Here is a 22,737-nt window from a genome sequence, read left to right as displayed (position 1 = left end):
TTTTGGTTTAGTTATCTCGTGTGCTCGGCACCAGAATAATCATACAGAGTCAGGCGACCCCTATTAAGCGTAAAGGGCTAAGCGTAAAGGTCGACTCGTCCATCGATGATCAGTGGGCTGCTTTCGGCACTTAACGAGAGTTTCTCACCCTCGCCTTCATCGCCACTGTCACTGCCTATTCCTGTCCCTCGTCCACCGCCTGATTGGGCAAAGCCCTGTGCATTAGGGTCTCGCTGTTCTCCTACCGATGTCTCGCCTAGCGAAATACCTTGTTCAGCCAATGCTTCCCTTAATTGAGGAATCGCTTGTTCAAGTACTTGTCGCACCTGAGCATGGGCGGACAAAAAGTGTGCTTGCGCCCCTTGTTCACCAAATTTTAAAGAGATAGATAGCGGCCCTAGCTCTGCTGGATTCAACTGCATTTGGACGTGTTGTTCGCCCCCACGCTGTGAAATCTGCACCAACTGTTGGCCAAGCTGTTGTGGCCAGGCAGGGCTTGTAAAGGGCGTTGTTAAGGCAGCGGGTGTCGGGGCGACTGTGGGAGTAAACCCTTGTGCAGAAGGTGTTGAAGCTAACGGACCACTGCCAGCGGCTAACGAAAAGCCTGTAGGTAAGTGCTCACTGGATTGACTTCCTTTTGGTGCTCCCTCAAGCGTCATTAGGGCCCCCATAAGGGCTTCGCTGCTGATCTGTGAGGTGGCGGCAGCGCTGGTATTAACTTGCGCAAAGAAAGTATCCGGTTGAGCTCGTGGAGCAGCCTGAATGTCCATAGCCGATGCAGGAGCGCTGGTTAAGCGAGCTGTATCAACAGGCAAGGGTTGATCGCTCTGACCACCCTGGCGTTGGGCAACCAGGCCATTTAGCGCGGAGACCAACTGTGCTGCTTCAACTTGGCTAATATTAAGCTGCTCGGCGACAGTCTCTAACGCTAGAGAGGGGCTGGCATCCTGTGTGGAAACATTGCCTAAGGGCTGTGTGTTCTGAGTTTGGTTCATCAGGGCATTCAATGCTGAAGCAAGTTCGTTTATTTGATCCTGATTAATATTTAACTGTTCGGTCATGACTCCCAAGGCAGCCGGAGCCATTGGTGATTCAGGCTGTGCTTGAGGGCTACTTTCAGAAAATGAAGCCATTAGGGCGAGACGAGCAGCAATCTCGTCAAGGGGCGTGGCAGATTCCGCACCATTAAGCTCCAGCGTGTCTACTTTGATCTTTGAATTCGGCAGTTCAAGCTGAGCCAGTAGATCAGATAAGTCGCTTTCACTGAGATCAAGCCCGAGTGCTTCAAGAGCGGCGCTCAAGTTCTCGCTATCCATTTCTAGCGCGTCTGACAAGAGGCTGCTAAGTGTACTGAGCTGTGCTTGAGGTGAAGATTTCTGTAACGAGCCAGTCTCGCTAAGTGTAGGCGCAGACAGGCTTTGGGCGGCAGAAGCTTGTGAAAGCGCTTGCTGGAAAAAACCGTTGGGTGAGCCTTGCCGGCTGAAAGTGCCATGAGACTGCGTCTGAGGCGAACTTTGGCTGGCCGAAAGCAACTGGTGAATAGTCATAGTCAGTTCCCTGGCACCGCTAATGCGGAGTGTCGTTATGCTGACGAGCCAAACGGCTAGTCACCAGATCATCGTTAGTTTTTTGTTCATGACGCTCGCTGCGGCGGTGCTCTTCTAACAGTCGACGCGACGCCAGTGTATCGTAGGAAGAGAGCTTGCGCTGCTCTTGTTGCCAGTTCTTTTGACTCTGCTGAACGCTTGCCTGCTGTGTCGCTAACGCTTGCCGGGCACGGCTTAGGGCTGCATCCAACGAGGCCAGAAATTGTTGATAGTTGTACATGGTGGCAGGGTCAATGCCATCGCGCATCGCTTTCTGCAATCGCTCAGCATACTCGGCTCGGTAGCTCAGCAGCGACTGTAGCTGAGCGGTCGTTTGCTGTTCTGTTTGGCGCTCTTGCGCCAGTACTTTGCCCGCTTGATCGCGTGAGTCTCTGGCTAAGTCGGTTAGCATTTCGAGTTGCGATGTACTCATGTACGCCCTCCCACCAGTGAGCGCAGCGCTTGGCGAGAATCGGCAAGCGTTGCGCTCTCATTAATATTTTGTTGAAGGAAGTTCTCTAATGAAGGGAACCTTTTCACCGCCTCGTCGAGCTGTGGGTCGTGGCCAGGGCTGTAGGCACCGACACTAATAAGGTCCCGGTTACGCTGGTAGCGCGAAAACAGCTGCTTGAAAACACGCGCTTCCTGGAGTTGCTCAGGAGCGGTGATCGAGGTCATCGCCCGGCTGATGGACGCTTCAATATCAATGGCAGGATAGTGTCCTGCTTCTGCTAATGTTCTTGATAACACAATGTGCCCGTCTAAGATGGCGCGAGCAGCATCGGCAATCGGATCCTGCTGATCGTCACCTTCCGTAAGGACGGTATAAAACGCTGTTATCGAGCCGCCGCCGCGCTCAGCATTGCCTGCGCGCTCTACTAAACTAGGTAATTTGGCAAACACTGACGGCGGATAGCCTTTGGTGGCGGGCGGTTCACCGATAGCCAGGGCAATTTCCCGCTGGGCCATGGCATAGCGAGTCAGCGAATCCATAATCAGCAGCACATTACGGCCTTCATCGCGAAAGCCTTCCGCTAGGCGGGTCGCGTAAGCCGCGCCCTGTAAGCGTTGCAGTGGCGAGGTATCAGCGGGGGCTGCCACTACCACGGCACGCCGCCGACCTTCCGGGCCCAAAATATTGTCGATAAAGTCCTGTACTTCACGGCCCCGTTCACCAATCAAGCCAACAACAATCACATCGGCCTTGGTATAGCGGGCCATCATCCCTAGCAGTACCGATTTACCCACCCCTGAACCTGCAAAAAGCCCCATCCGTTGCCCTCGCCCTACGCTTAGCAGCGCATTAATCGCGCGGATGCCGACATCGATCTGTTCTTCAATAGGGGCGCGTGAAAGGGGATTAAGGGAGGGCGTGCTGAGTGTTGCACGAGGGGTTTCTTCTATGTTTTTGAGTAAGTTTTCGCGATCATCAAGCGGATTGCCGTTGCCATCAAGCACGCGGCCTAGCAAATCTTCGCCTACTGGGAATCGCCGTGCGCTGTTGCTACCGCCTTCATCCAATGGGGAGACGCGTGCGCCAGGCATTAACCCGGAAACCTCTTCTAGCGGCATTAAAAACAGTTTGTCACCGGCGAAGCCGACCACCTCGGCTTCAGCGTGTTTGTCACTATCAGCCAAGCGACCATCACTGCCCGGTAATTCAATGCGACATGCGCTGCCGACGGCCACCCGTAACCCGACCACCTCAATCACCATACCTGTCGCGCGAATGACGCGACCGCTATTGCGGTAACGCGGCAAATGACTGACGCGCTGCTGCGTGCGTCGCACTGCCTTATTCCAGCGATGTTGATGGGGACAGGTAGTATCTGCCATAGCGTATGTGCCTAGGATGTGGGGACGTTAGAAGGTGGTGGTGAATTGAGGCCACGTTTGCGCGACTGAGCTTGAATGGTCTGCCAGCGGCTTTCGAAAGTCGCGTCAATTTCCCCTTGAGCACTGGTGACCCGGCAGCCGCCACGGGCAAGTTGATCATCGGGCTGCAGCTTCCAGTTGGCGGCCTTAAGTTCATTACCTAAGTGTTCTTCTACCAAAGAGTGATCATTGGGATTGAGCCACAAGCGCTGCTGACCTACCAAGGGCGGCTCGGTGTGCAGAAGTTCGCGCACCATCGCTAAAATCTGCTCAGGCGTTTCCTGTATGGCATCACTGGCAAGCTGTCTGCCGGTCGCTAGCGCTAACTCAACCAGGTCATGGGCGATGGTGTCGTCAATGCGCTCTAGTGCATCAGAAAATTGCTTGGCGAGGTTGTTCAGCGGAGTAACGGTTAGCCGAATTTGCTCTTGTAACTCCACTTGTGCCTGCTCAGCGGCTTCTGACAAGCCTTTTTCCATTCCCTCTTTGTGGCCCTGTTCAAAGCCTGCCTTATAGCCTTCTTCTTCCGCTTCCAGGCGAATACGGTCATGGAGTTCCTGGCGCTCTTTCTCTTCACGCTGGCGCGCCAGTTCGGCTGCCTTTTGCGCCGCCTGTACCTTGCGTTGGTGAGTCGTGGGTACCTCGCCATCAGCAACGCGCTCAGCCGTGGTGGCCAGCTCATCCATTTGCCAGCGGCGCCAATCGCCATGGCGATCAAATTTAGGCGAGTGAGTATTAGACATACTCATCATCTCCACCTGCTAGGACAATTTCACCTGAATCAGCTAAGCGCCGCACAACCTGCAAAATGGCTTTCTGCTCGGTCTCCACTTGAGAGACGCGGATGGGGCCACGGGCTTCCATATCTTCGCGCACTAAGTCGGCGGCGCGCTGCGACATATTGCGCAGGAATTTGTCCACTAAGGCGTCCTGAGCACCTTTAAGGGCCACCACCAGCGAGTTGGTATCGACTTCCTGAAGCACCATTTGAATGGCACGGTTGTCGAGGTCGAGCAGATTCTCGAATAGGAACATTTCGTCGATGATTTTCTGTGCCAAATCTTCGCTGTGCGAGCGAACGGTTTCGATGGCGGTCTCTTCTTGAGAAGAGTTCATTAAGTTAAGAATCTCGGCCGCTGTTCTTACGCCGCCCATTTTGCTGCGCTTGAGGTTCTGGCCGTCGAGCATACTGGTAAGCACTTCGGTCAGTTCCTGTAAGGCGGCGGGCTGAACGCCGCTAAAGGTGGCAATCCTTAGAACGACATCATTGCGTAGCTTTTCTTCAAATAGCTCCAGGATATCAGCAGCTTGATGACGATCCAGGTGAACCAGAATAGTCGCAATAATTTGTGGATGTTCGTCGCGAATCAACTCAGACACCATGGAGGCTTCCATGAGATTGAGTGCGTCGATGCCAGAGTTACCGCCCGTCGTTTCGAGAATATCTTCGATCAGGCTAGTGGCGCGTTCGCTACCCAGTGCTTTGGTCAGCACCGAGCGGATGTGGTCGCTTGAATTCAGGTTAAGCGCTACAAACTCTTCGGTTTCTTTATGGAAAGCTTCGAGCACCGCTTTCATGTCGTCATGGGAGACCTGATTCAGACGGGCCATCTCCATACTAATTTCTTGCACTTCATTGGCACCAAGGTACTTAAAGACCTCAGCGGCACTGTCTTCATCGAGTGCAAGCAATAAGACGGCGCTCTTGCGGGCACCGCTCATTTCAGCAATTGAACTACTCATTAGCATGCATCCAGCTACGAATGATCATCGCGACCATGCGGGGGTCTTCCTGGGCCATTTCACGCAGGTCATTGAGGTTATGCTCATAAAGTGAGGTCTTACGCCGCCGCTTGGGCTTAGCGTAGGTCTCATCGCCCTCATCAGAGGACTCTTCACCCTCTTCGCCATCTTCTTCGTCGCCTACGCTCGCGGCCAACGTACCGCCAGGTACTGCAGTTGCCATAACCGGGGATTGGGTATAGCGCTTAATTAAGGGGCGCAAAATCAGTAGGTAGAGTAATAAGATAGCCAGCGCAACCAGCAAGTAGCGACCTACAGTGGCGGCTATTGAAAGGGTGTTGGGTTGCTGCCACCACACGACGTCAGTGGTTTCATCAACACTGCGCGCGAAGGGTGAATTGACGACTTCTACCTCATCGCCACGAAGCTGCGAAAAGCCCATTGCTTGACGAACCAAGCGCTCAATCTGGGCAACTTCTTCATCGGTTAGCGCAACGTCAACCCACTCGCCTTCATCGTTCATTTCCGAGCGGTAGTTTACGACCACTGCGGCGGATAGCCGCTCGATCTGGCCGAGACGGTGTTGCACATGCTCAATGCTGCGATCAACTTCGTAGTTGATAACGTCGTCTTGGCGTAAGTTACGCAGCGCTTCAGGGGGCGCGTCCTCTTGCTGGTCGTCAACTTCTGGGTCGCCCTCTTCCGCTGGTTCATTAATAGGGGAGGGCAGGGTGCCTGGCGGTGTATTGCTTAGCGCACCTGGAATGCCAGTGGCCAATGGGTCTTCGCCATCGAAGGCAAGGCTGAGCTGACGGCTACGCACGGCGGCTTCGTTAGGTGGCTGATTGGGGCCGTAGCGTTCAGACGTTTCCTCGCGTCGTGAGAAGTCTATTTGTGCGGCAACTTGGGCACGCACATTATCGCGACCTAAAATGGGCGTTAAAATATGTTCAATACGCTGCTGGTAGGAGCGCTCAACTTCGACAATATACTCAAGCTGCGAACCATCGAGATCGTTTCCGCTGCCTGTTTCGGCAGACAGCAAGCGACCATCCTGATTAACCACGGTGACGTCTTCAGCGGCAAGGTCGGGAACGCTGCCTGAGACCATGTGGACGATAGCGCTAACTTGCCCTTCACCCAGCACGCGGCCGGGTAATAGGGTGAGCACCACAGATGCTTTCGCAGGTTCACGATCGCGAATAAACACCGATGGCTTGGCCATGGAGAGGTGGACGCGAACGCCTTCTACTGGGCCTAGTGATTCAATTGAGCGCGCCAGCTCGCCTTCCAGACCGCGCTGATAATTAATCTGCTCAGCAAATTGGCTAATCCCAAACGCCTGGCTATCCATCAATTCCAGGCCCAAATTGCCGCCACGGGGAAGGCCCTGTTCAGCTAGTTGCAAGCGCAAGGTGTGGACTTGGTCGCTAGGCACCATTAATGCTTGGCCGCCCTCGCTGAACTGATAGGGAATGCCGCGGGCATCAAGCTCGTTGATGATGCCTCCGCCATCGGCTTCGCTCAGGTTGCTATAAAGAACGCGATACTCTGGGCTGCTGGCCCACATGAAGAGGGCTGCCACAATGGCAATAGAGGCGGCGCCGGCGATGAGTAGCGCCACCAATGGATTGCCACGCAGTTGCTTCAGCGTACGCCCAAAGGCCGAGTCGCTGGCGGCATCACGTTCGGTACTTCCATTAGCTGTACCGCCACTGCGAGGGGCGGCTTGATTCGTACTAGTTTGACGGCCTGCCGTTGCACCGGTTTCGCTCATGCGACCCTCCTAAGGGGCAGGCAAAACTGGCGTCGGCCCAGGCGCATCACCAAAGAAGGCATAGGCTATATCCGTCAATCGCGGTTATCCGCCAAAATGATGAAGCGGAATTGTGATGGCCGCCATTATCCGGTGACTAGTCCAGCCTAAAGGAGCGATAAGCTTCGCTTTTTATGCGCATTTGTCCGTATGAGGTTAGTCACTTCAGTGTTAGGCTTTTTGCATTAGTTCATTTTTGCGAATTGAGGTAAGCGTATGAGCACTCCCGCAATACAGGCTACGCTACAACAAATGCAAAGCTTGGCAACTCAGGCGGCATCCACGCAGCCTCTTAGCGGTGCTCAGGCGACAACAGCGGTAGGGCACGGCGGTTTTGGCGGTGAATTACAGGCTTCCATTCAGCGTATTAACCGTCTTCAGCAAACGGCTAACAGCCAGGCGATGGCTTTCCAGGCGGGTGACCCTAACTTGCAGCTCAACGATGTGATGGTTGATATGCAGAAATCCAGCGTTGCTTTTCAAATGGGGCTTCAGGTTCGCAATCGCTTAGTGTCTGCATATCGTGACGTTATGAATATGCAAGTGTAGAGCTTTAGGCTTCCAAAGAGATGATCTGCCCTTGCATTGCCTCTAGCCGCTCAGCAATTTTTAGTACTTCTTCCGCGGGAATTTGGCGTATGACGTCTCCAGACTCTCGGTCGATTACTCGTGTAATGACGCGTGATGTCTCTTCGCTTAACTCAAACTCTAAGCCGCGTGGGCGCATCGCTTCGTTAATGCGTTGAATGGGCTCGATAAGTTTGTCAGCGGAGATTTCTCGTTCGTCTTGGTCGATATTTTTAATTTGAATGTTCGTTGGCGCTAGCTGGGCCAGCGTGTTTTCTAGCCGTTGTCCCGGGTTTAGGTTGGTGAGAACCGAGGTCAGCGGCTTGGTTGCTTCAGCAGGGGGTAATGAACTCATGGGGCACATTCCTCTTTAGTTAGCTTTGGCAACCGGTTGTGGTGCAGCAGCGAGTAACGGCGGCTTCAGCTTGGATTTTTAATTATCAATATACGCCTCTACCTTTTTATCGGCATGGCGCAGAAAAACTTTATGCTGCACCGGGGGGGGGGCTGTTTGTTGGCGCAAGAGCCAGATACATATTCTTCTGCCTCTGCTTCTATAGTCTTTTAATAAGCATAGGAATGATGGCTTTTTGTGCATACGCCCCGCTGTTGGCATCTGATATGCTTCTGCGCTTTGCGGTGAACTAATTAACGCATAAGAGTAAGTGAGGCGAGCATGGCAGCGCAGCAGGATGAGTTTGAAACAGTAGCAAGCACAACGGTAATTGAGTCTCTGCTGAACGCGCTAATTGAAACGGGCGGAGTATCCCTGTGTCTCGCCACGGCTGATGCGCGTCCAGAACCTATTGTATTGATGGAGCAGCATCGGGACCAAACCTTGGTGATGGATCTCTCCTCGGTTGATTATTTGCTTCACCACTTGCAGGGCGGTGCTGCTTTCTACTTGCGCGGGCAGGCTCAGGGGAAAGTGGTTCAAACACCTCTCTTGCACTTGACGGAAACGCGCCATGCAGGTGGGCGTTTTTTGTGTTGCAGTGATTACCCTGCGACGTTAGACGTACTTCAGCGCCGTGAATCCTTTCGCGCCGAGTTGCGAATGGGGATGGTGGTGGCGGCCAGTTTGGGTAGTGGGGATGCCGAGGTGGCTGGCGAGCTAAAAGACCTTTCCCAAGACGGCTGCCAACTTGAGTTGCCGTTAGCGGCCAGTGGTCTATTGGCAGAAGATGCTAACTCGCTAAAGTTGGCGTTTACCTTTCCTGACGGCACTTATTTTGAAGTGCTTGGCGATGCCCGGCATCAAAAAACTGATGCTGAACGGCACCTGCTGCGTGTTGGTTTTAACTTCGTTGAGTGCAGCGCGGAGCAAGAACGCCAAATTTGGTATTTTGTGTGTGAAATTGAACGTGAGGCTGCCCGTTATAACAAAGAGCAACAGGACGAGCGCCAGCCCTCTCCACTGTTTGTATTACCGAATAAGCGTTCTGGCGCAGACGAGCTACTGGGGCGACGAGATGTTAAGCGTTACGCCACGCCGATGGCGCGACGACTGGTAAAGGTAGCCGCCTATTTAGATGCGCAGCTACTATCGTTGCAGCAAGGCAGTGATATCGATGGGCGCCAGCTCTCTCGTTATGCTGATCGAATATTGGATCTTCACGATGAGGATCGTGAAGCCTTGCTGTTTGCCTCCCGCTGCTTATTTCCAGAGCCTTTGGTGGTGCGCCACGGCATTGCAGTGGCCATTCATTTGCTTGATTTTGTGGGCGCGAGTATGCCGCGAGAATTGCGCAAAGCGATTGTCGCCAGTGGTCTTATTCATGATCTTGGCAAGGCGCTGGTTCCCCAGGTGTTGTTTAAGGCGCCGCATTTTGAGGCAAGTCATCGAAAAGTAGTCAGCGAGCATGTCCAGTTGCTGTTAGATCGCTTGCACGGCTGTCAGTGGCTGTCAGTGGCGATTGTGCAGGCCGTTATTGGAGGGATTAATGAGCGTATGGACGGCAGTGGTTATCCTGAGGGAGTAGGTGGGACTGAGCTCAGTGAGTTAGCGAAAGCCAGTGCTGTTGTTGATGTGGTCGAGGCGATGAGGCGTGACCGCGCTGATCGTCCCGCTAAAACGGTACAGCAAATTTATCGTCATTTATTACAGCATCCACATCAATTCGATATGCGTTGGATCAAGCGCTATATCGAGCATTTCAAGGGGCTACCTGTGGGTTCGCTGGCGCGTTTTTCCAGCCAGCAACAGGGTTGGATATTGCGCCTAGATGCAAAGGGTAATCCCACCGAGGTGTTGCTTGCACCGCAAGCTGAACCGCCCATGCGTGACAATGTCGGGGCGATAGTAAAGGACGATGTCACTGAGCGGCTTGGGCGAACGGTAGGCGAAATCGCTGTTTCTACCTGAAAGTGCAAAAAGCGCTAGTGAATGGTTAGCCATTCGTTGCCGTCAAATAGGCCTGGGTAAAAAAGCATTGCGAGACGTTAAAGTCCCTCTGGCTCGCGCCGATAGTTAATAGTAGCAGCGTGCAGTTTGCTGTTTTATATCTTTTAATCTTCGTGGTTCCCCGCTATAGGCGATAACCAAACCACGCACAGGAGTTCCGCTTATGACTTACTCTCGCGGTGGCGCCGCCTATGGGCGTGGAGCTAACGCTTATGCGCGTATCGGCGTAGAAAGCGGAGTGATGTCGGCAGACCCACATCAACTTATTGTGATGTTATTTGACGGCGCTCAAGCGGCTATTCGCGCTGCCCGCATTCATATGCAGGCAGGCAATATAGCTGAGAAAGGTAAATCGATATCAAAAGCGCTTGATATCGTTAATAACGGTCTCGCCGCCGCGCTCGATCAGGAGAAAGGTGGAGAAATTGCCGAGCGCTTAGCGTCTTTGTATGACTATATTGTACGCCTGCTGTTGGCGGCTAATCTGCGTAACGATGAAGAGAGCTTAAATCAAGCCGAGCGTTTGCTTGAAGATATTGGCTCAGCGTGGCGCGATATTGGCCAACAGCAGAGCGCGTGAGGCAATAATGTTAGCTTCTACCACCGCTTGTGACCAAAATGCTCAACAGTCATTGCTTGCTAGTTACGAAGCGCTATTGAGCAGCGTTGAATACATGCATGAACTTGCCAATGCTGAGCAGTGGGCCGAGCTCATTGACCAACGTACCAACTATGTTGTGTTAGTGGAGCAACTGCGTGAGTTGGATGCGACCGTGCTGCTTGACGGTGCTGCCCAACAACGAAAGGCAGAGTTGCTTGAGAGCATACTTGAGCACGATGTTGATATCCGGCGTCGCTTGGTAGCACGTCGAGATGAGCTGGGTAAGCTAATTGGGGTGTCGCAACGTCAGCGCGACTTGCATCGCGCTTATGCACCCCAGCGGGGCGCAGGGGTGTCCTATGCCGCCGATGATGCTGATGTTACGGGGTCATCGTGAGCGGTATTACCCCTCTCATTGATACGCTCTTGAACCAAGTGTTAGGGCGACAAGGGGAGGTGTCGCTGCAGCGGGCGTTAGATCAACCAGTTAAGCCCGTTGCGCCTGGAGAAGGGCCGCGTGCCGTAATGCGTGACGCTAATTTAGATGGAAGAGCGCCAGCGACACCATTAAATGATTTAAAGCGCTTGCCCCTTCCTCTTGATGGTGGAAAAGCGCTACCCCGCGGTGAGCCGCTGCCTTCTCCGCCGGGGTCAACCCAAACCCATTTTAGCCCCGCTGCACGAACTATTGCTGACGTGCTGCTGCGCTTTCCAGCACCTCCCTCCGTCATGCGACCCGAAGCGCCTCTTTTCACCAGCCCAGAAGCACCCGGAGTCAGCGCCGTTGCGACCCGCTTGGAAGCGAGCATCCGCGACAGCGGGCTGTTCTACGAGTCGCATTTAAAACGGTGGTTCCAGGGCGCGGGAACCCGCCAACAGTTAATGAATGAACCTCAAATGCAGCCTGGGCCGCGCCCTTTGGCGCCCTTGTTACCCGCTGGGTTGGGCGTCACCAATGGGTTAACGGGATTAGCACCATTGGTCACACCGGGGGCTCAGGCGGCTGGGCAAGGGGTAACTATCCTGCCTAACGTGCCGTTAGTACCGGTGACTCAAGAAAATGGCTTGGCGCCTCGGCAGAATTTAGTGGCGGCTGCTCCGCTTATGAATTCACCAGGTGCGGCTACCCAGGCGCCTTCAGCTGCTATGCCCAGTTCAGCGCCTGAGAGTAATCAAGCAAGAGTAGATCTAAGTCACGCAAGGGAAGTGACTGAGCTGATAGCTAACCGTCCAGCGCGGGATGTCGTGCATGAAAGCCTACAGAGCCTAGTGCGTCAGCAGCTTGAGATGTTGGTGATGCCCACTATTCGCTGGGAAGGCGATGTTTGGGCAGGTATTTTTATGGCCTTAGTGATTAATTTGCCCGCTCGTGAAGAGGGGCAAGAGAACAAGCAGCAAGAGGGTGAGCCAGAGGGTGGTGGGCGTTCTGATATGCAGCTAGACGTTCCTAACTTGGGGGCGTTCAATGCGTCGTTATGGCTCTACCGAAATGTGCTGAGTATCGATTTCACCACTGAAAGCACAGAGGCTCATCAACGAATTAACGCTGGGTTACCAGCGTTAGAGAAGCGCCTGAGTGCTTTAGACCTACAGAAAGTGCAGCTTCGCGCACGTTATGTCGAAGCGGAGGTAGCCCATGGCCACGCCGGGTGAGCGTCGTCGTCAAGCTGTTGCGCTGGCTTATCAAGAGAATGATCGCGCCCCTCGTGTTGTGGCGAAAGGCTATGGAGATCTGGCCGAACGCATTATGGCAGAGGCTCAACGTCAGGGTATTTATGTGCACGATGCGCCCGAGCTGGTAGCGCTCTTAATGCAGCTAGATTTGGACGCGGAAATCCCCGCCGGACTTTATCAAATTGTCGCGGAACTCTTGGTATGGGTGTTTGAGCTTTCAGAAGAAGGGCTAAGTCATCGTGAAATACCTGAGTAGCCAATTACAGACGTTGTATGCAACCATGAGGATAGGTAATAAAAAGTCATTAATGGCGCCAGTACAATGGTCAACATATCGCGCCTGAGTCATTTAATGGGACATCATGAGTCAAACCAACTTTCTCGATGAAATTCAGGAAATAAATTTAGCTTATTTACTTCTGGCGCAGCGCTTGCTTGATGAAGATCGCGAGGCCGCCATGTTTCGCCTGAAAATAGATAGCGAGGTTGCCGAGCTACTTGTGTCACTCAATGCTCGTCAGCTTACCAAGCTGGCACGCACCAGCCAGCTATTGTGCCGGTTCAGTCAAACGAGTGCCGAACGTCTGCGCCAACTCACTGACAACCCTCGTGACCAGGGCTTGGCTGGGCTCCATGCTTCGCTGCTGCTGGCTAGTGAACCATTTGAGCCAATGCCGTCAGGAGAAGTGAAGTGAGCCAGAAAAGCTTGGTCGATGAAATGCACCAAGTGCAACTGGCAATCGAATTGATTGAGCTGGGCGCGCGCTTGCAGGTGCTGGAAACAGAAACGGAATTAAGCCGCACGCGTTTGATCAAGCTGTATAAGGAAGTGCGGGGCATGTCGCCCCCCAAGGGGATGCTGCCGTTCTCTACTGATTGGTTTATTACTTGGCTACCCAACGTTCATTCGTCGCTGTTTTTTAACATTTATATAAGCCTAAAAGAGACCGCAGGTTGTGAACGAATTGATGCCTTCGTTAAAGCATATCGGCTTTATGACGAGCAAATGTCGTTGGAAAAGGTGGAGCCGGTGCTTGGGTTGACGCGCGCTTGGACATTAGTACGGTTTTTTGAAAGCGATTTGCTACAGCGCAATCAATGTACACGTTGCACCGGCCAGTTTGTGGCGCATGCGCATAGTCCTGCTCAGCACTACGTATGTGGCATATGCCAGCCACCTTCACGGGCGGGAAAAACAGGCAAAGCACAGCAGGAGAATAGTGAAAAAATGTAACAACTCAATCTACTACGCGCCCATTAGCTGTAATTAAGGTATAAGACGTAGGGATAGATACTTAATAATAAAATATGAGTGCAATGGCGTAGATAGACGCAAAAGCCAATGATACTTTTTCATTAAACAGCAGCTTAGCCCTAGTATAATGGGTCTAAATTGTGCTTTGGATGGAACATTTCTTAACCATCAGATCAGGTGGCTAAGTTTTGGTTCCCTTACTTAACACTGAATACCGCAAGGACCTTGCTTGTGCTGATACCTCTAGGCTATGTGATCGTATTGCTATCTGTATTTGGTGGCTATGTACTGGCAGGCGGCAGTTTAGGCCCTCTCTACCAACCGCTAGAGTTACTCATCATCGGCGGTGCTGGGGTAGGCGCATTTATCGCTGCCAACAATGGCAAAGCGATCAAAGCAACGTTTAAAATTCTGCCGCGGCTCAAACGGGCGAAAAAATATAACAAAGCGCTTTATATGGAGCTCATGGCGCTGCAGTACAAGCTACTGTCCAAAATTCGCCGCGAGGGCATGCTAGGCATTGAGCGCGATATTGATAACCCGCAAGAGAGCCCTCTGTTTCAAGAGCACCCAACGGTATTAGCTGATCCCCACATCATGAATTTCCTGACGGACTATCTGCGCTTAATGGTCAGTGGCGGGATGGAGCCTATGGAAATCGATGAGTTGATGCTACATGAAATTGAAGTCTTCGAGCAGGAAGCCCATATCCCCATTGATGCCATTGCCAAAGTCGGCGATGCCATGCCTGCCTTCGGCATTGTGGCGGCGGTGATGGGGGTCGTTAAAACACTCACCTATGCCGATGCTACGCCAGCTCAGATGGGCGTAATGATCGGCCAAGCGCTAGTGGGCACCTTCTTGGGTATTTTGCTGGGCTATGGCTTTGTTAGCCCTCTCGCAAGCTACATCGAACGGCAGGCTAAAGAAGCCGAAAAAATGCTGCAGTGTATTCGCATTACATTGCTTGCAAGCTTGCATGGGTACGCGCCGCAGTTGGCCGTTGAGTTTGGCCGCAAAGCACTCTTTACCGCCGAGCGCCCGAGCTTTATAGAGCTTGAAGAGTATGTGAGAGATGCAAAAAAGGCCGGTAGCGCATGAGTAAGGGTGGTGACAAGCGTCCAATCGTTATTCGACGCAAAAAAGTCGTCCATACCCATCACGGTGGTGCTTGGAAAATTGCCCTAGCGGATTTTATGACCGCTCTGATGGCCTTTTTTTTGGTGCTATGGCTTTTGAGCGTTTCCAGCGAAGAGACGCGCAGGGGCGTAGCAGAGTATTTCAGTACCCCACTGATTAGCGCCATTACGGGGGGCGATCGTTCGGGTAGTACCAGTGCGATTCCTGGCGGTGGGCCGGATCCCACTCATAGCGATGGGGAGCGGGCAATGATTGATAGCCTTCAGCGCTCTCGCCCTAGTTCGCAGGATCGACGCTTCTTTATGAATGTGCAAGAGCGTATTGAGCGAGCTATCGAGCGAGATCCCGAGCTACGTCAGTTGCGCTCTCAGATGCGCTTTGACCTCACTCGAGAAGGGCTTCGCATACAGTTATTAGATACGGATCAGCGGCCCATGTTTGAGTTGGGTAGCGACCAAGTCGCGCCTTATATGCGCAGCCTACTGCGTACTATCGCACCACTACTTAACGAGCTACCCAATGAACTAAGTATTGGGGGCCATACCGATAGCGTTCCCTATGCGGGAGGCTATAGCGGCTATAGCAACTGGGAACTCTCCAATGATCGCGCCAACGCGTCGCGTAGAGAGCTTATTGCCGGCGGGTTTGACCCAGATCAATTGCTTCGCGTATCAGGCTTTGCAGACCGTGTCATGTTGCCGGAGACTGAGCCAACAGACCCCATTAATCGGCGCATAGAGCTGGTGGTGCTGCTGCCAGAAATAGCCGAAGCGATCCGTAATCCAGCCATTATGGGCCCGGGAGCTTCACTGCCAGACGATGCGTCTGAAGCGCTAACAGAATTACCACAACAAGACGAGCCTCAGGCGCAAGACCCAGAGTGACCTGAGCCTGTCAGAGCCTTTCATAAAAGCGACGTTAAGGGTGGAGCGGTGAATGGATATAGCGGATTTTTTTGACACCTTTTTTGAAGAGGCAGAAGAGCTGCTGTCGGATATGGAACAGCATTTGTTGGAGCTGGATGTTGATGATCCAGACAGTGAACAGCTCAATGCTATTTTCCGTGCCGCCCACTCGATCAAAGGGGGAGCTGGGACCTTTGGTTTTGTCGTGTTACAGAAAACCACGCATATTTTGGAAAACCTTCTCGATTACGCACGTAAAGGTGAGCTAACGCTGCGCGCCGACCTCGTGGATACCTTTTTAGAGGCTAAAGACATCATGCATGAGCAACTCGATGCCTACCGTAGCGAAGAGGAGCCAAACCAAGAGGCATTTGAGCGCATTTGCCAAACGCTACAACAGATTGCCCTGGATGAAATTGGGCAACAGTTAGATGGACCCGCTATTCCAGCGGCTGAGCCCAAGGCTTCACCTGTTACCAGCGAAAACAGCGCAGAAGCAAGCAGTAGCGAAGAGCAAGGCGCAAACGGACTTCTGTTAGTGGCACTGCTGAATGTTGTCGATAAAGACCGCATTTTGCTGGTTGAAGAGTTAGAGCAGCTTGGCGAAGTGCAGTCCCAATCCGGCGACGCAAAGCGCTACGAAGTCATCCTTAAAAGTAGCGACAGTGCAGACGATATTGAAGCGGTCATGTGCTTTATTATCGAGCCAGATCAGATTGAGATTACGGCTGTCGAGGGCGTTGCTGCTGAGTCATCAAACTCCGCGCCAGCAACCTCTGAGCCAGAAGCTTCGGCTCCTGTGCCGCAAGCGCCTGCGGAAAAAACAGCCTCAAAGGCGAGCCCGACAAAAGCAGCGACCAAAGAGAAACCTAAAAAAGCCGCCGCCGAGTCATCTTCAATCCGCGTCTCTGTGGATAAAGTCGATCAAATTATCAACTTGGTGGGTGAGCTGATCATCACCCAGTCGATGCTTGATCAAACGGTTAGTGATTTAGAAGATCAGTCAGTGGGTAATAGCTCATTGCAAAATGGCATGAGCCTGCTTCAACGCAATGCGCGTGACCTCCAAGAGGCGGTCATGTCGATTCGTATGATCCCCATGGAGTTTGTCTTCAGTCGCTTTCCACGCGTAGTGCGCGACACCGCCGGGAAGCTAGGTAAAGAGATTGAGCTGGTTACCGAAGGCAAGTCTACCGAATTGGATAAGAGCCTGGTGGAGCGGATCACCGATCCATTAACCCACCTGGTGCGCAATAGCCTTGATCATGGCGTTGAAATGCCTGATGTACGTGAAGCGATTGGCAAACCGCGTGTAGGTAAATTAACGCTATCGGCGCGCCATCAAGGCGGTAATATTTTGATTGAAGTGCGCGATGACGGTGCCGGTATGGATCGTGACCGTCTGCTTGCTAAAGCCCGTGAAAATGGCATTAACGTCTCTGACTCCATGTCTGACGAAGAGGTTTTTCAGCTTATCTTCGCCCCTGGTTTTTCTACCGCCAAAGAGGTCACCGACGTTTCCGGCCGTGGTGTGGGTATGGATGTCGTTAAGCGCAACATTCAAAGCATGGGCGGTCGCGTCGAAATTCAGTCGAAGCTAGGTGAGGGGACCAATACGCGCATCGTATTGCCGCTGACGTTGGCGATTCTGGACGGTATGTCGATTAAAGTCGGCGGTGAAACGTTCATACTGCCGCTGTCAACCGTGCTTGAGTCGCTTCAGCCCTCTAAAGACGATATGTACGCCATGGCTGGCGACGATGTGGTCATCAAAGTGCGCGATGAGTACCTGCCCGTTATCGCTATTCACGAAGTGCTGGATGTTGAGAACGCCATTACCGATCCCACCAAAAGCATTGCCGTTATTGTGCAGGGCGAAGGCCGTCGTTACGCCATGCTGGTGGATGAATTGATTGGGCAGCAGCAGGTCGTGGTTAAGAATTTGGAAGACAATTACCGCAAAGTGCCGGGGATCTCGGCCGCTACCATTTTAGGCGATGGCAGTGTTGCGTTAATTCTGGATATTACCGGTTTACATCGCTTAAGCCGGTACAAAAAAGAAGCAGGCAAAAAAGTAGTGAACAATCAAAACTTTTCATTTTTCAAGGAGGCTGAGCCGTTATGAGTCAAGCCAACAGTGGGGCGGTATTAGCCGCAGAAGCCGAAAACCGCGAATTTCTCGTGTTTTCATTGGGTGATGAAGAGTACGCCATTGATATTTTGAAAGTGCAGGAAATCCGTGGGTACGAAAACGTGACTCGGATCGCCAATGCGCCTGATTTTATCAAAGGGGTCACCAATCTGCGCGGCGTGATTGTGCCGATTGTCGACCTACGTATTAAATTTCATCTTGAAAACGTCGAGTACGGCGGCCAGACGGTGGTCATCGTCGTCAATGTCGCAGACCGCGTGGTCGGCATCGTGGTCGATGGCGTTTCGGACGTAATGACGCTGACGCCCGATCAGATCAAGCCCGCACCGGAATTTGGCGTTACGCTCTCGTCTGATTTCCTGAGTGGCTTAGGTAGCCTAGATGATCGCATGTTGGTATTGGTCGATATCGACAAGCTGCTGACCAGCGAAGAGATGGCGCTAGTCGACAGCACCAGCAGTCACTAAACCTAAACAACAAGGCATAAGGGACATGCCGGTTACGTTCTACCTAATGATGCACTCTCGCGCTATGGAAAGCACCGAGAGCGCAGGTTGTGCGTGGAGAAAAGGGCGTGACACAGCAAATGCGGCAATTAATGAATAATATGACGGTGCGTTTAAGTTGGGGCTTAGTGCTTGCGACCCTATCAGTACTCGTCTTAGTTGCCAGTGGTATCGGCCTTTATGCATTGCACCATGGCGCGGCAATCGTGCAAGCATCGAACGATGTGCAGACCCAGCAAGCCGCCTTCAGTGCATTTGCTACCACGATACGTTGGACGTTAATTGGCATCGTAGCGATGACGGTGATTACAGTCATCGTGGTGATCTGGGGAGTAACCGCTAACGTGTTGCGCCCGTTAGATCGCTTGGTGGGTCATTTTGAGCGCATGGCGCAGGGTGATTTAAGCCAACGTATTACCTCGCCGGGTAATAATGAAATTGGGCGCCTCTACAGTGCGATGGCGCACATGCAGGGCTCTCTCTCCCATACGGTAGGCACTGTGCGCACTAGCGGCACATCGATTTATGAGCGCTCCCAGCAAATTGCCAGTGGTAATAACGACCTCTCTTCACGCACAGAGCAGCAGGCATCTTCGTTAGTAGAAACCGCCTCTAGCATGGAGCAGTTAGCCTCTACGGTAGGCCACAATGCTGAGAATGCTCGCCAAGCCAGCCAACTGGCCGGTAGCGCGACGTTAACTGCACGACGTAGCGGTGAAGAAGTCGGGCAAATCGTTGATACCATGCAAGAGATCAGCGCTAGCTCACACCAAGTGTCGGATATCATAACGGTTATCGATAATATTGCGTTTCAGACCAATATTTTGGCGCTGAATGCCTCAGTAGAGGCTGCTCGTGCTGGCGAACATGGTAAGGGGTTCGCGGTGGTCGCACAGGAAGTGCGTAGCCTGGCCAGCCGCAGTGCCGCTGCTTCAAAAGAGATCCGTACGCTGATTGAAGCCTCGCTCAATAAAGTCGATACCGGCACCCAGCGCGTCAATCAAGCCGGGCAAACGATGCAAGATCTAGTGGCGGCTGTTCAGCGCGTTAGTGACATTATGGATGATATTGCCGCCGCTTCTGCACAGCAAAGCAGCGGTATTAGCCAAGTGAATCAAGCTGTTGCACAAATGGACCAGGTGGTGCAGCAAAATGCCCAACTGGTTCAGCAGGCGGCGCGAAGTGCCAATGAGCTGGAAAGTGAAGCGGCTCGTTTACGTGAAGCAGTGGAGCGCTTCCGTGTCACTGAAACATCAAACCATCACTCTTCTTCTGCTATGCCTACGCCAGCCCTGGCTGCAGTAGCGCGCTCGTCCCTAGCGAGTCACCAACAATCAGCCGAACACAACGAAGAGTGGACATCGTTTTAATGTGTCTGGTAGGGCAGGCACGCTCTTAATGAACAATAAAACACTAAAAAGGTAGATCATGCGGAATAACCAGCCAGTCTCTCAGCGTGAAATCGAGTTAAAAGAAGATGATTTCTTAGTCTCACGTACCGATACCAAAGGGCGTATTACCTATGCCAACCCCGCGTTTATCGATATTAGTGGTTTTGATCACACAGAGCTGATAGGTGCGCCGCACAACCTGATACGTCACCCCGATATGCCGCCAGCAGCCTTTGAAAACCTCTGGCAAACCGTGCAAACGGGAGAAACGTGGCGCGGGCTGGTTAAAAACCGCTGCAAAAATGGTGACCACTACTGGGTGGATGCCAGCGTGACACCGATTATCGAAGATGAACAAGTGGTGGGTTACACCTCGGTACGTGTTCAAGCCGCACGGGAGGCCATAGAGCAAGCGGAGCGGGCTTACGCTGACCTACGAGAAGGGCGCAATAAACGGCTCTATTTGGATAAAGGTCGTCTACGTCAGAAAGGTGTGTTCAGCCGTCTGGCACGAGTGCGACTCGATACCATTCGGGCAAGATTGGCAGGCATGATTGTTGTGGCTGGGCTGCTGCTGCTCATTAGTGGCGGCTTGGGGCTGTATGGCTTAAATGCCTCCGGCGAGCGCTTGGCGCAACTAAATAATGACGGTCTGCGCGACGTCGTTCGCTTGCAGCAAATTGATCAAACCATCGCCCAAACCCGGCAAGCGATGATTGAGCCGGAACGTATGGATCTCATCAATCAGCGTTTTGAAATGGGCGAAAGTATTGAAGAGAGCACTGCAGAAGTCGCCGCCGTATGGCAGGAATACTACTCTCGAGACGTCAATAAAACCGAACTCGCCGGTGAGTTTGATCAGCAGTTACAGGCATTTTTAGACAATGGTATGGGCCAAGCTGCCAGTGTTTTGCAAGCGGAAGAAACCTATCAAGCCTTTACCGGATTAGATGCAGTCATCAACGTGATGAACAGCGATGGTCGCGACTTGTCAGGAATGGTTAATCAACTGATTGCCCAGAAACAACAAGCAGCGGAATCCATGGCCGTTGACGCCCAGCAAGGGCAAGCCACCATGCTCGGTGCGCAAACCATCGTGCTTGGCGTTGGTTTATTGTTGCTCATTTTGATTGGCGTGTTGACGCTGCGTTCGATTACTCGTCCCTTAAAAAGTGCAGCGCGTTTTACGCTGCAAATTGCAGGCGGAAATTTGGCGACAAAAGTACCACCGCCGAGGCGTGACGAAGTGGGCCAGTTAATGGACTCGCTCAACACCATGCGCAAGAGCCTCAGCAGCATCATCGCCGACGTCAAAGGGGGTATTGATGTTGTCACTCCTGCTGCCCGGGACATTGCCATTGGTAATGAAGAGCTATCGGCGCGCACTGAGCAGCAAGCGGCCTCTCTGCAGCAGACGGCTTCCAGCATGGAAGAAATGACCTCTACTGTGCGGCAAAACAGCGAAAATGCTCAAGAAGCCCGCCGCTTAGCCGATAACAATGCTATCCAGGTAACAAATACTGGCGAGCTAATGGCACAGCTGGTCGACAATATGCAGCGGATTACCCAAAGCTCCCAGCAGATGGCCGATATCATCAATGTGATCGACTCAATAGCTTTTCAGACCAATATTCTGGCGCTGAATGCGTCGGTAGAGGCGGCACGTGCTGGCGAGCATGGGCGCGGTTTTGCGGTGGTCGCCGAAGAGGTGCGTAATCTGGCGGGCCGCAGTGCAGGTGCTGCTCAAGAAATTCGTGGCTTGATTGATGGCTCTAATCGCGAGGTTAGCGCCGGTTCCAGTTTGGTAACCAAAGCTGAAGAGGCGATCGGCGAAGTGGCAGAAGCTGCACGTAGCGTGACTCAAATTATGCATGAGATTTCGGCCGCTTCTGAAGAGCAGAGTAATGGGATTACGCAGGTCAACCAGGCGGTGGCAGAAATGGATCAAGCGACACAGCGTAATGCCTTGCGTGTTCAAGAGACGGCCCGCGCGGCTGTTTCCTTAGAGAAACAGGCGGGACTATTAGCGCTATCAGTGGAAGCATTTCGCTTAAATAGCAACGGCGCTTTACGTCCGCCTGTGCTAACAGCAACCAACCCCGTCGCGAAGATGCCCAGCGCACTAGCCGCTCAGCCGCCTAGTGCAACGTCGCCTAATTCGCCCGTTAAACGGCAAGCAGCCTCAGTAGAGGAGTGGGAAGCGTTTTGACCGAACAACGTGAAGGGGTTGTAGATGCTGGTCAGTGGGCATCCAATAATCAGATCGAGCGAGATCTGATACTCACTGATGCGGATTTTAAGCGTATTCGTGAGCTGATTTATCAGCGTGCCGGGATTGTGCTGGCAGAACATAAGCGTGAAATGGTCTATAGCCGCCTAGCCAAGCGGCTGCGCCACCACGGTCTGACACGCTTTACCGATTATCTGCAGCGCCTGGAGCGCCAGCCTGAGGCTAAGGAGTGGGAGGCGTTCACCAACGCCCTGACGACCAATCTCACGGCTTTTTTTCGTGAAGCGCACCATTTTCCGCTGCTCGCTGAGCATGTAAAAAATAAGCAAGACCCGGTCACAATCTGGTGTTCGGCAGCCTCCACTGGTGAGGAGCCCTACTCACTAGCCATGACACTTTTGGAAACGTTAGGCGCTAAAGCGTCACAAGCCAAAGTGATTGCCACCGATATCGATACGGATGCGTTGGCCAGAGCCCGCGCAGGCGTATATCCGCTAGAACAGGTGCGCAAGCTTGATGAAGCGCGGGTAAAGCGTTTTTTCCAGAAAGGAACCGGTAACCATGCGGGCTTTGCACGGATCCGGCCTGAAGTATCGGCCCTCGTCGAGTTTCAGCCACTTAACCTGCTGGCGCCGCAATGGCCAATTAAGGGCCTTTTTGATGCGGTGTTCTGCCGGAACATCATGATTTATTTTGATAAAGATACTCAATCAAAAATACTCAAGCGATTTGCGCCACTGATGAAGCCTGATGGGTTGCTGTTTGCCGGTCACTCAGAAAACTTCTCTTATATCAGCGATGCTTTCAAACTACGCGGCCAGACCGTCTATACCCTGGCAAAAAAATGAACAATTGTCGTGTCTTTATGATCGCTTCAGGCGCTGTGGCTCCA

22 protein-coding genes are annotated in these 22,737 nt (G+C 52.8%); 15 read left to right on the top strand and 7 right to left on the bottom strand.

Annotated elements, in window-relative coordinates; genetic code table 11:
- Positions 1 to 77 precede the first annotated feature (77 nt).
- The 6 genes from V8L71_RS04360 to fliF are packed head-to-tail and all read right to left on the bottom strand — an operon-like array spanning position 78 to position 6,981.
- Positions 78 to 1,547: a flagellar hook-length control protein FliK gene (locus V8L71_RS04360; RefSeq protein WP_336273280.1), complete on the bottom strand. Its 1,470-nt coding sequence runs from the start codon at positions 1,545 to 1,547 to the stop codon at positions 78 to 80.
- A 19-nt stretch (positions 1,548 to 1,566) separates the two neighbouring features.
- Complete coding sequence (gene fliJ, locus V8L71_RS04355) at positions 1,567 to 2,019, bottom strand: flagellar export protein FliJ (RefSeq protein ID WP_336273279.1); 453 nt, start codon at positions 2,017 to 2,019, stop codon at positions 1,567 to 1,569.
- Positions 2,016 to 3,422, bottom strand: a complete 1,407-nt coding sequence (fliI, locus tag V8L71_RS04350) for a flagellar protein export ATPase FliI (protein WP_336273278.1) — start codon at positions 3,420 to 3,422, stop codon at positions 2,016 to 2,018. The genes fliJ and fliI overlap by 4 nt, the downstream gene beginning before the upstream one ends.
- A gap of 11 nt (positions 3,423 to 3,433) precedes the next feature.
- Positions 3,434 to 4,204, bottom strand: a complete 771-nt coding sequence (locus V8L71_RS04345) for a flagellar assembly protein FliH (RefSeq protein WP_336273277.1) — start codon at positions 4,202 to 4,204, stop codon at positions 3,434 to 3,436.
- A complete protein-coding gene (gene fliG, locus V8L71_RS04340; RefSeq protein ID WP_101145835.1) occupies positions 4,197 to 5,204 on the bottom strand; it encodes a flagellar motor switch protein FliG in 1,008 nt (335 codons plus the stop codon). The genes V8L71_RS04345 and fliG overlap by 8 nt, the downstream gene beginning before the upstream one ends.
- The gene (gene fliF, locus V8L71_RS04335) at positions 5,197 to 6,981 is read right to left on the bottom strand and encodes a flagellar basal-body MS-ring/collar protein FliF (RefSeq protein ID WP_336273276.1); all 1,785 of its coding nucleotides are present in this window, start codon (positions 6,979 to 6,981) and stop codon (positions 5,197 to 5,199) included. Before fliF ends, fliG begins: the two co-directional genes overlap by 8 nt.
- 255 nt (positions 6,982 to 7,236) lie before the next feature.
- Here fliF and fliE point away from each other — a divergent pair, with 255 nt between their 5' ends.
- On the top strand, positions 7,237 to 7,569 hold the full coding sequence (gene fliE, locus V8L71_RS04330; protein WP_336273275.1) for a flagellar hook-basal body complex protein FliE: 333 nt from the start codon (positions 7,237 to 7,239) through the stop codon (positions 7,567 to 7,569).
- Between the two features lie 4 nt (positions 7,570 to 7,573).
- On the opposite strand, the gene V8L71_RS04325 is transcribed toward fliE, so the two are convergent.
- Entirely contained in the window at positions 7,574 to 7,942 is a 369-nt protein-coding gene (locus V8L71_RS04325; protein WP_101145832.1) for a flagellar protein FlaG, read from the bottom strand.
- Between the two features lie 321 nt (positions 7,943 to 8,263).
- Here V8L71_RS04325 and V8L71_RS04320 point away from each other — a divergent pair, with 321 nt between their 5' ends.
- The 14 genes from V8L71_RS04320 (at position 8,264) to V8L71_RS04255 (ending at position 22,693) form a co-directional block, all read left to right on the top strand.
- Positions 8,264 to 9,952 carry an HD domain-containing phosphohydrolase gene (locus tag V8L71_RS04320; protein WP_101145831.1) on the top strand — a complete coding sequence of 563 codons (1,689 nt, stop codon included), beginning with the start codon at positions 8,264 to 8,266 and terminating at the stop codon, positions 9,950 to 9,952.
- A gap of 202 nt (positions 9,953 to 10,154) precedes the next feature.
- Positions 10,155 to 10,571 (top strand): flagellar export chaperone FliS, encoded by a 417-nt coding sequence (gene fliS / locus V8L71_RS04315; RefSeq protein ID WP_101145830.1) that lies wholly within the window; start codon positions 10,155 to 10,157, stop codon positions 10,569 to 10,571.
- 7 nt (positions 10,572 to 10,578) lie between these two features.
- Complete coding sequence (gene fliT, locus V8L71_RS04310) at positions 10,579 to 10,989, top strand: flagellar protein FliT (protein WP_336273274.1); 411 nt, start codon at positions 10,579 to 10,581, stop codon at positions 10,987 to 10,989.
- The gene (gene fliK / locus V8L71_RS04305; protein WP_336273273.1) at positions 10,986 to 12,245 is read left to right on the top strand and encodes a flagellar hook-length control protein FliK; all 1,260 of its coding nucleotides are present in this window, start codon (positions 10,986 to 10,988) and stop codon (positions 12,243 to 12,245) included. The genes fliT and fliK overlap by 4 nt, the downstream gene beginning before the upstream one ends.
- Positions 12,229 to 12,522, top strand: coding sequence for an EscU/YscU/HrcU family type III secretion system export apparatus switch protein (locus V8L71_RS04300; protein WP_176303443.1), 294 nt, complete (start codon positions 12,229 to 12,231; stop codon positions 12,520 to 12,522). The genes fliK and V8L71_RS04300 overlap by 17 nt, the downstream gene beginning before the upstream one ends.
- A gap of 106 nt (positions 12,523 to 12,628) precedes the next feature.
- Entirely contained in the window at positions 12,629 to 12,961 is a 333-nt protein-coding gene (flhD, locus tag V8L71_RS04295) for a flagellar transcriptional regulator FlhD (RefSeq protein WP_101145827.1), read from the top strand.
- Complete coding sequence (gene flhC / locus V8L71_RS04290) at positions 12,958 to 13,500, top strand: flagellar transcriptional regulator FlhC (protein WP_336273272.1); 543 nt, start codon at positions 12,958 to 12,960, stop codon at positions 13,498 to 13,500. Before flhD ends, flhC begins: the two co-directional genes overlap by 4 nt.
- 252 nt (positions 13,501 to 13,752) lie before the next feature.
- Positions 13,753 to 14,622: a flagellar motor stator protein MotA gene (motA, locus tag V8L71_RS04285; RefSeq protein WP_101145825.1), complete on the top strand. Its 870-nt coding sequence runs from the start codon at positions 13,753 to 13,755 to the stop codon at positions 14,620 to 14,622.
- Positions 14,619 to 15,545, top strand: a complete 927-nt coding sequence (gene motB / locus V8L71_RS04280; protein ID WP_101145824.1) for a flagellar motor protein MotB — start codon at positions 14,619 to 14,621, stop codon at positions 15,543 to 15,545. Before motA ends, motB begins: the two co-directional genes overlap by 4 nt.
- 52 nt (positions 15,546 to 15,597) lie before the next feature.
- Positions 15,598 to 17,691, top strand: a complete 2,094-nt coding sequence (cheA, locus tag V8L71_RS04275; protein ID WP_101145823.1) for a chemotaxis protein CheA — start codon at positions 15,598 to 15,600, stop codon at positions 17,689 to 17,691.
- Positions 17,688 to 18,185, top strand: coding sequence for a chemotaxis protein CheW (gene cheW, locus V8L71_RS04270; RefSeq protein ID WP_101145822.1), 498 nt, complete (start codon positions 17,688 to 17,690; stop codon positions 18,183 to 18,185). Before cheA ends, cheW begins: the two co-directional genes overlap by 4 nt.
- A 119-nt stretch (positions 18,186 to 18,304) precedes the next feature.
- Complete coding sequence (locus tag V8L71_RS04265; protein ID WP_336273294.1) at positions 18,305 to 19,594, top strand: methyl-accepting chemotaxis protein; 1,290 nt, start codon at positions 18,305 to 18,307, stop codon at positions 19,592 to 19,594.
- Positions 19,595 to 19,652: 58 nt separating this feature from the next.
- A complete protein-coding gene (locus tag V8L71_RS04260) occupies positions 19,653 to 21,824 on the top strand; it encodes a methyl-accepting chemotaxis protein (RefSeq protein ID WP_336273271.1) in 2,172 nt (723 codons plus the stop codon).
- A complete protein-coding gene (locus V8L71_RS04255; RefSeq protein ID WP_336273270.1) occupies positions 21,821 to 22,693 on the top strand; it encodes a CheR family methyltransferase in 873 nt (290 codons plus the stop codon). Before V8L71_RS04260 ends, V8L71_RS04255 begins: the two co-directional genes overlap by 4 nt.
- The last annotated feature ends 44 nt before the right edge of the window (positions 22,694 to 22,737 follow it).

It is taken from the genome of Vreelandella indica, assembly GCF_037070225.1.
GTDB classification, from domain to species: domain Bacteria; phylum Pseudomonadota; class Gammaproteobacteria; order Pseudomonadales; family Halomonadaceae; genus Vreelandella; species Vreelandella arctica.
The sequence above is the reverse complement of the archived record's forward strand: the minus strand, read 5'-3'. Positions and strand labels throughout refer to the sequence as shown.

Excerpts from the sequence above, each read along its gene's own strand:
- V8L71_RS04360 (WP_336273280.1), bottom strand. The coding sequence starts at position 1,547 with ATGACTATTCACCAGTTGCTTTCGGCCAGCCAAAGTTCGCCTCAGACG.
- fliJ (WP_336273279.1), bottom strand. The coding sequence starts at position 2,019 with ATGAGTACATCGCAACTCGAAATGCTAACCGACTTAGCCAGAGACTCA.
- fliI (WP_336273278.1), bottom strand. The coding sequence starts at position 3,422 with ATGGCAGATACTACCTGTCCCCATCAACATCGCTGGAATAAGGCAGTG.
- V8L71_RS04345 (WP_336273277.1), bottom strand. The coding sequence starts at position 4,204 with ATGTCTAATACTCACTCGCCTAAATTTGATCGCCATGGCGATTGGCGC.
- fliG (WP_101145835.1), bottom strand. The coding sequence starts at position 5,204 with ATGAGTAGTTCAATTGCTGAAATGAGCGGTGCCCGCAAGAGCGCCGTC.
- fliF (WP_336273276.1), bottom strand. The coding sequence starts at position 6,981 with ATGAGCGAAACCGGTGCAACGGCAGGCCGTCAAACTAGTACGAATCAA.
- fliE (WP_336273275.1), top strand. The coding sequence starts at position 7,237 with ATGAGCACTCCCGCAATACAGGCTACGCTACAACAAATGCAAAGCTTG.
- V8L71_RS04325 (WP_101145832.1), bottom strand. The coding sequence starts at position 7,942 with ATGAGTTCATTACCCCCTGCTGAAGCAACCAAGCCGCTGACCTCGGTT.
- V8L71_RS04320 (WP_101145831.1), top strand. The coding sequence starts at position 8,264 with ATGGCAGCGCAGCAGGATGAGTTTGAAACAGTAGCAAGCACAACGGTA.
- fliS (WP_101145830.1), top strand. The coding sequence starts at position 10,155 with ATGACTTACTCTCGCGGTGGCGCCGCCTATGGGCGTGGAGCTAACGCT.
- fliT (WP_336273274.1), top strand. The coding sequence starts at position 10,579 with ATGTTAGCTTCTACCACCGCTTGTGACCAAAATGCTCAACAGTCATTG.
- V8L71_RS04300 (WP_176303443.1), top strand. The coding sequence starts at position 12,229 with ATGGCCACGCCGGGTGAGCGTCGTCGTCAAGCTGTTGCGCTGGCTTAT.
- flhD (WP_101145827.1), top strand. The coding sequence starts at position 12,629 with ATGAGTCAAACCAACTTTCTCGATGAAATTCAGGAAATAAATTTAGCT.
- motB (WP_101145824.1), top strand. The coding sequence starts at position 14,619 with ATGAGTAAGGGTGGTGACAAGCGTCCAATCGTTATTCGACGCAAAAAA.
- cheA (WP_101145823.1), top strand. The coding sequence starts at position 15,598 with ATGGATATAGCGGATTTTTTTGACACCTTTTTTGAAGAGGCAGAAGAG.
- cheW (WP_101145822.1), top strand. The coding sequence starts at position 17,688 with ATGAGTCAAGCCAACAGTGGGGCGGTATTAGCCGCAGAAGCCGAAAAC.
- V8L71_RS04265 (WP_336273294.1), top strand. The coding sequence starts at position 18,305 with ATGCGGCAATTAATGAATAATATGACGGTGCGTTTAAGTTGGGGCTTA.
- V8L71_RS04260 (WP_336273271.1), top strand. The coding sequence starts at position 19,653 with ATGCGGAATAACCAGCCAGTCTCTCAGCGTGAAATCGAGTTAAAAGAA.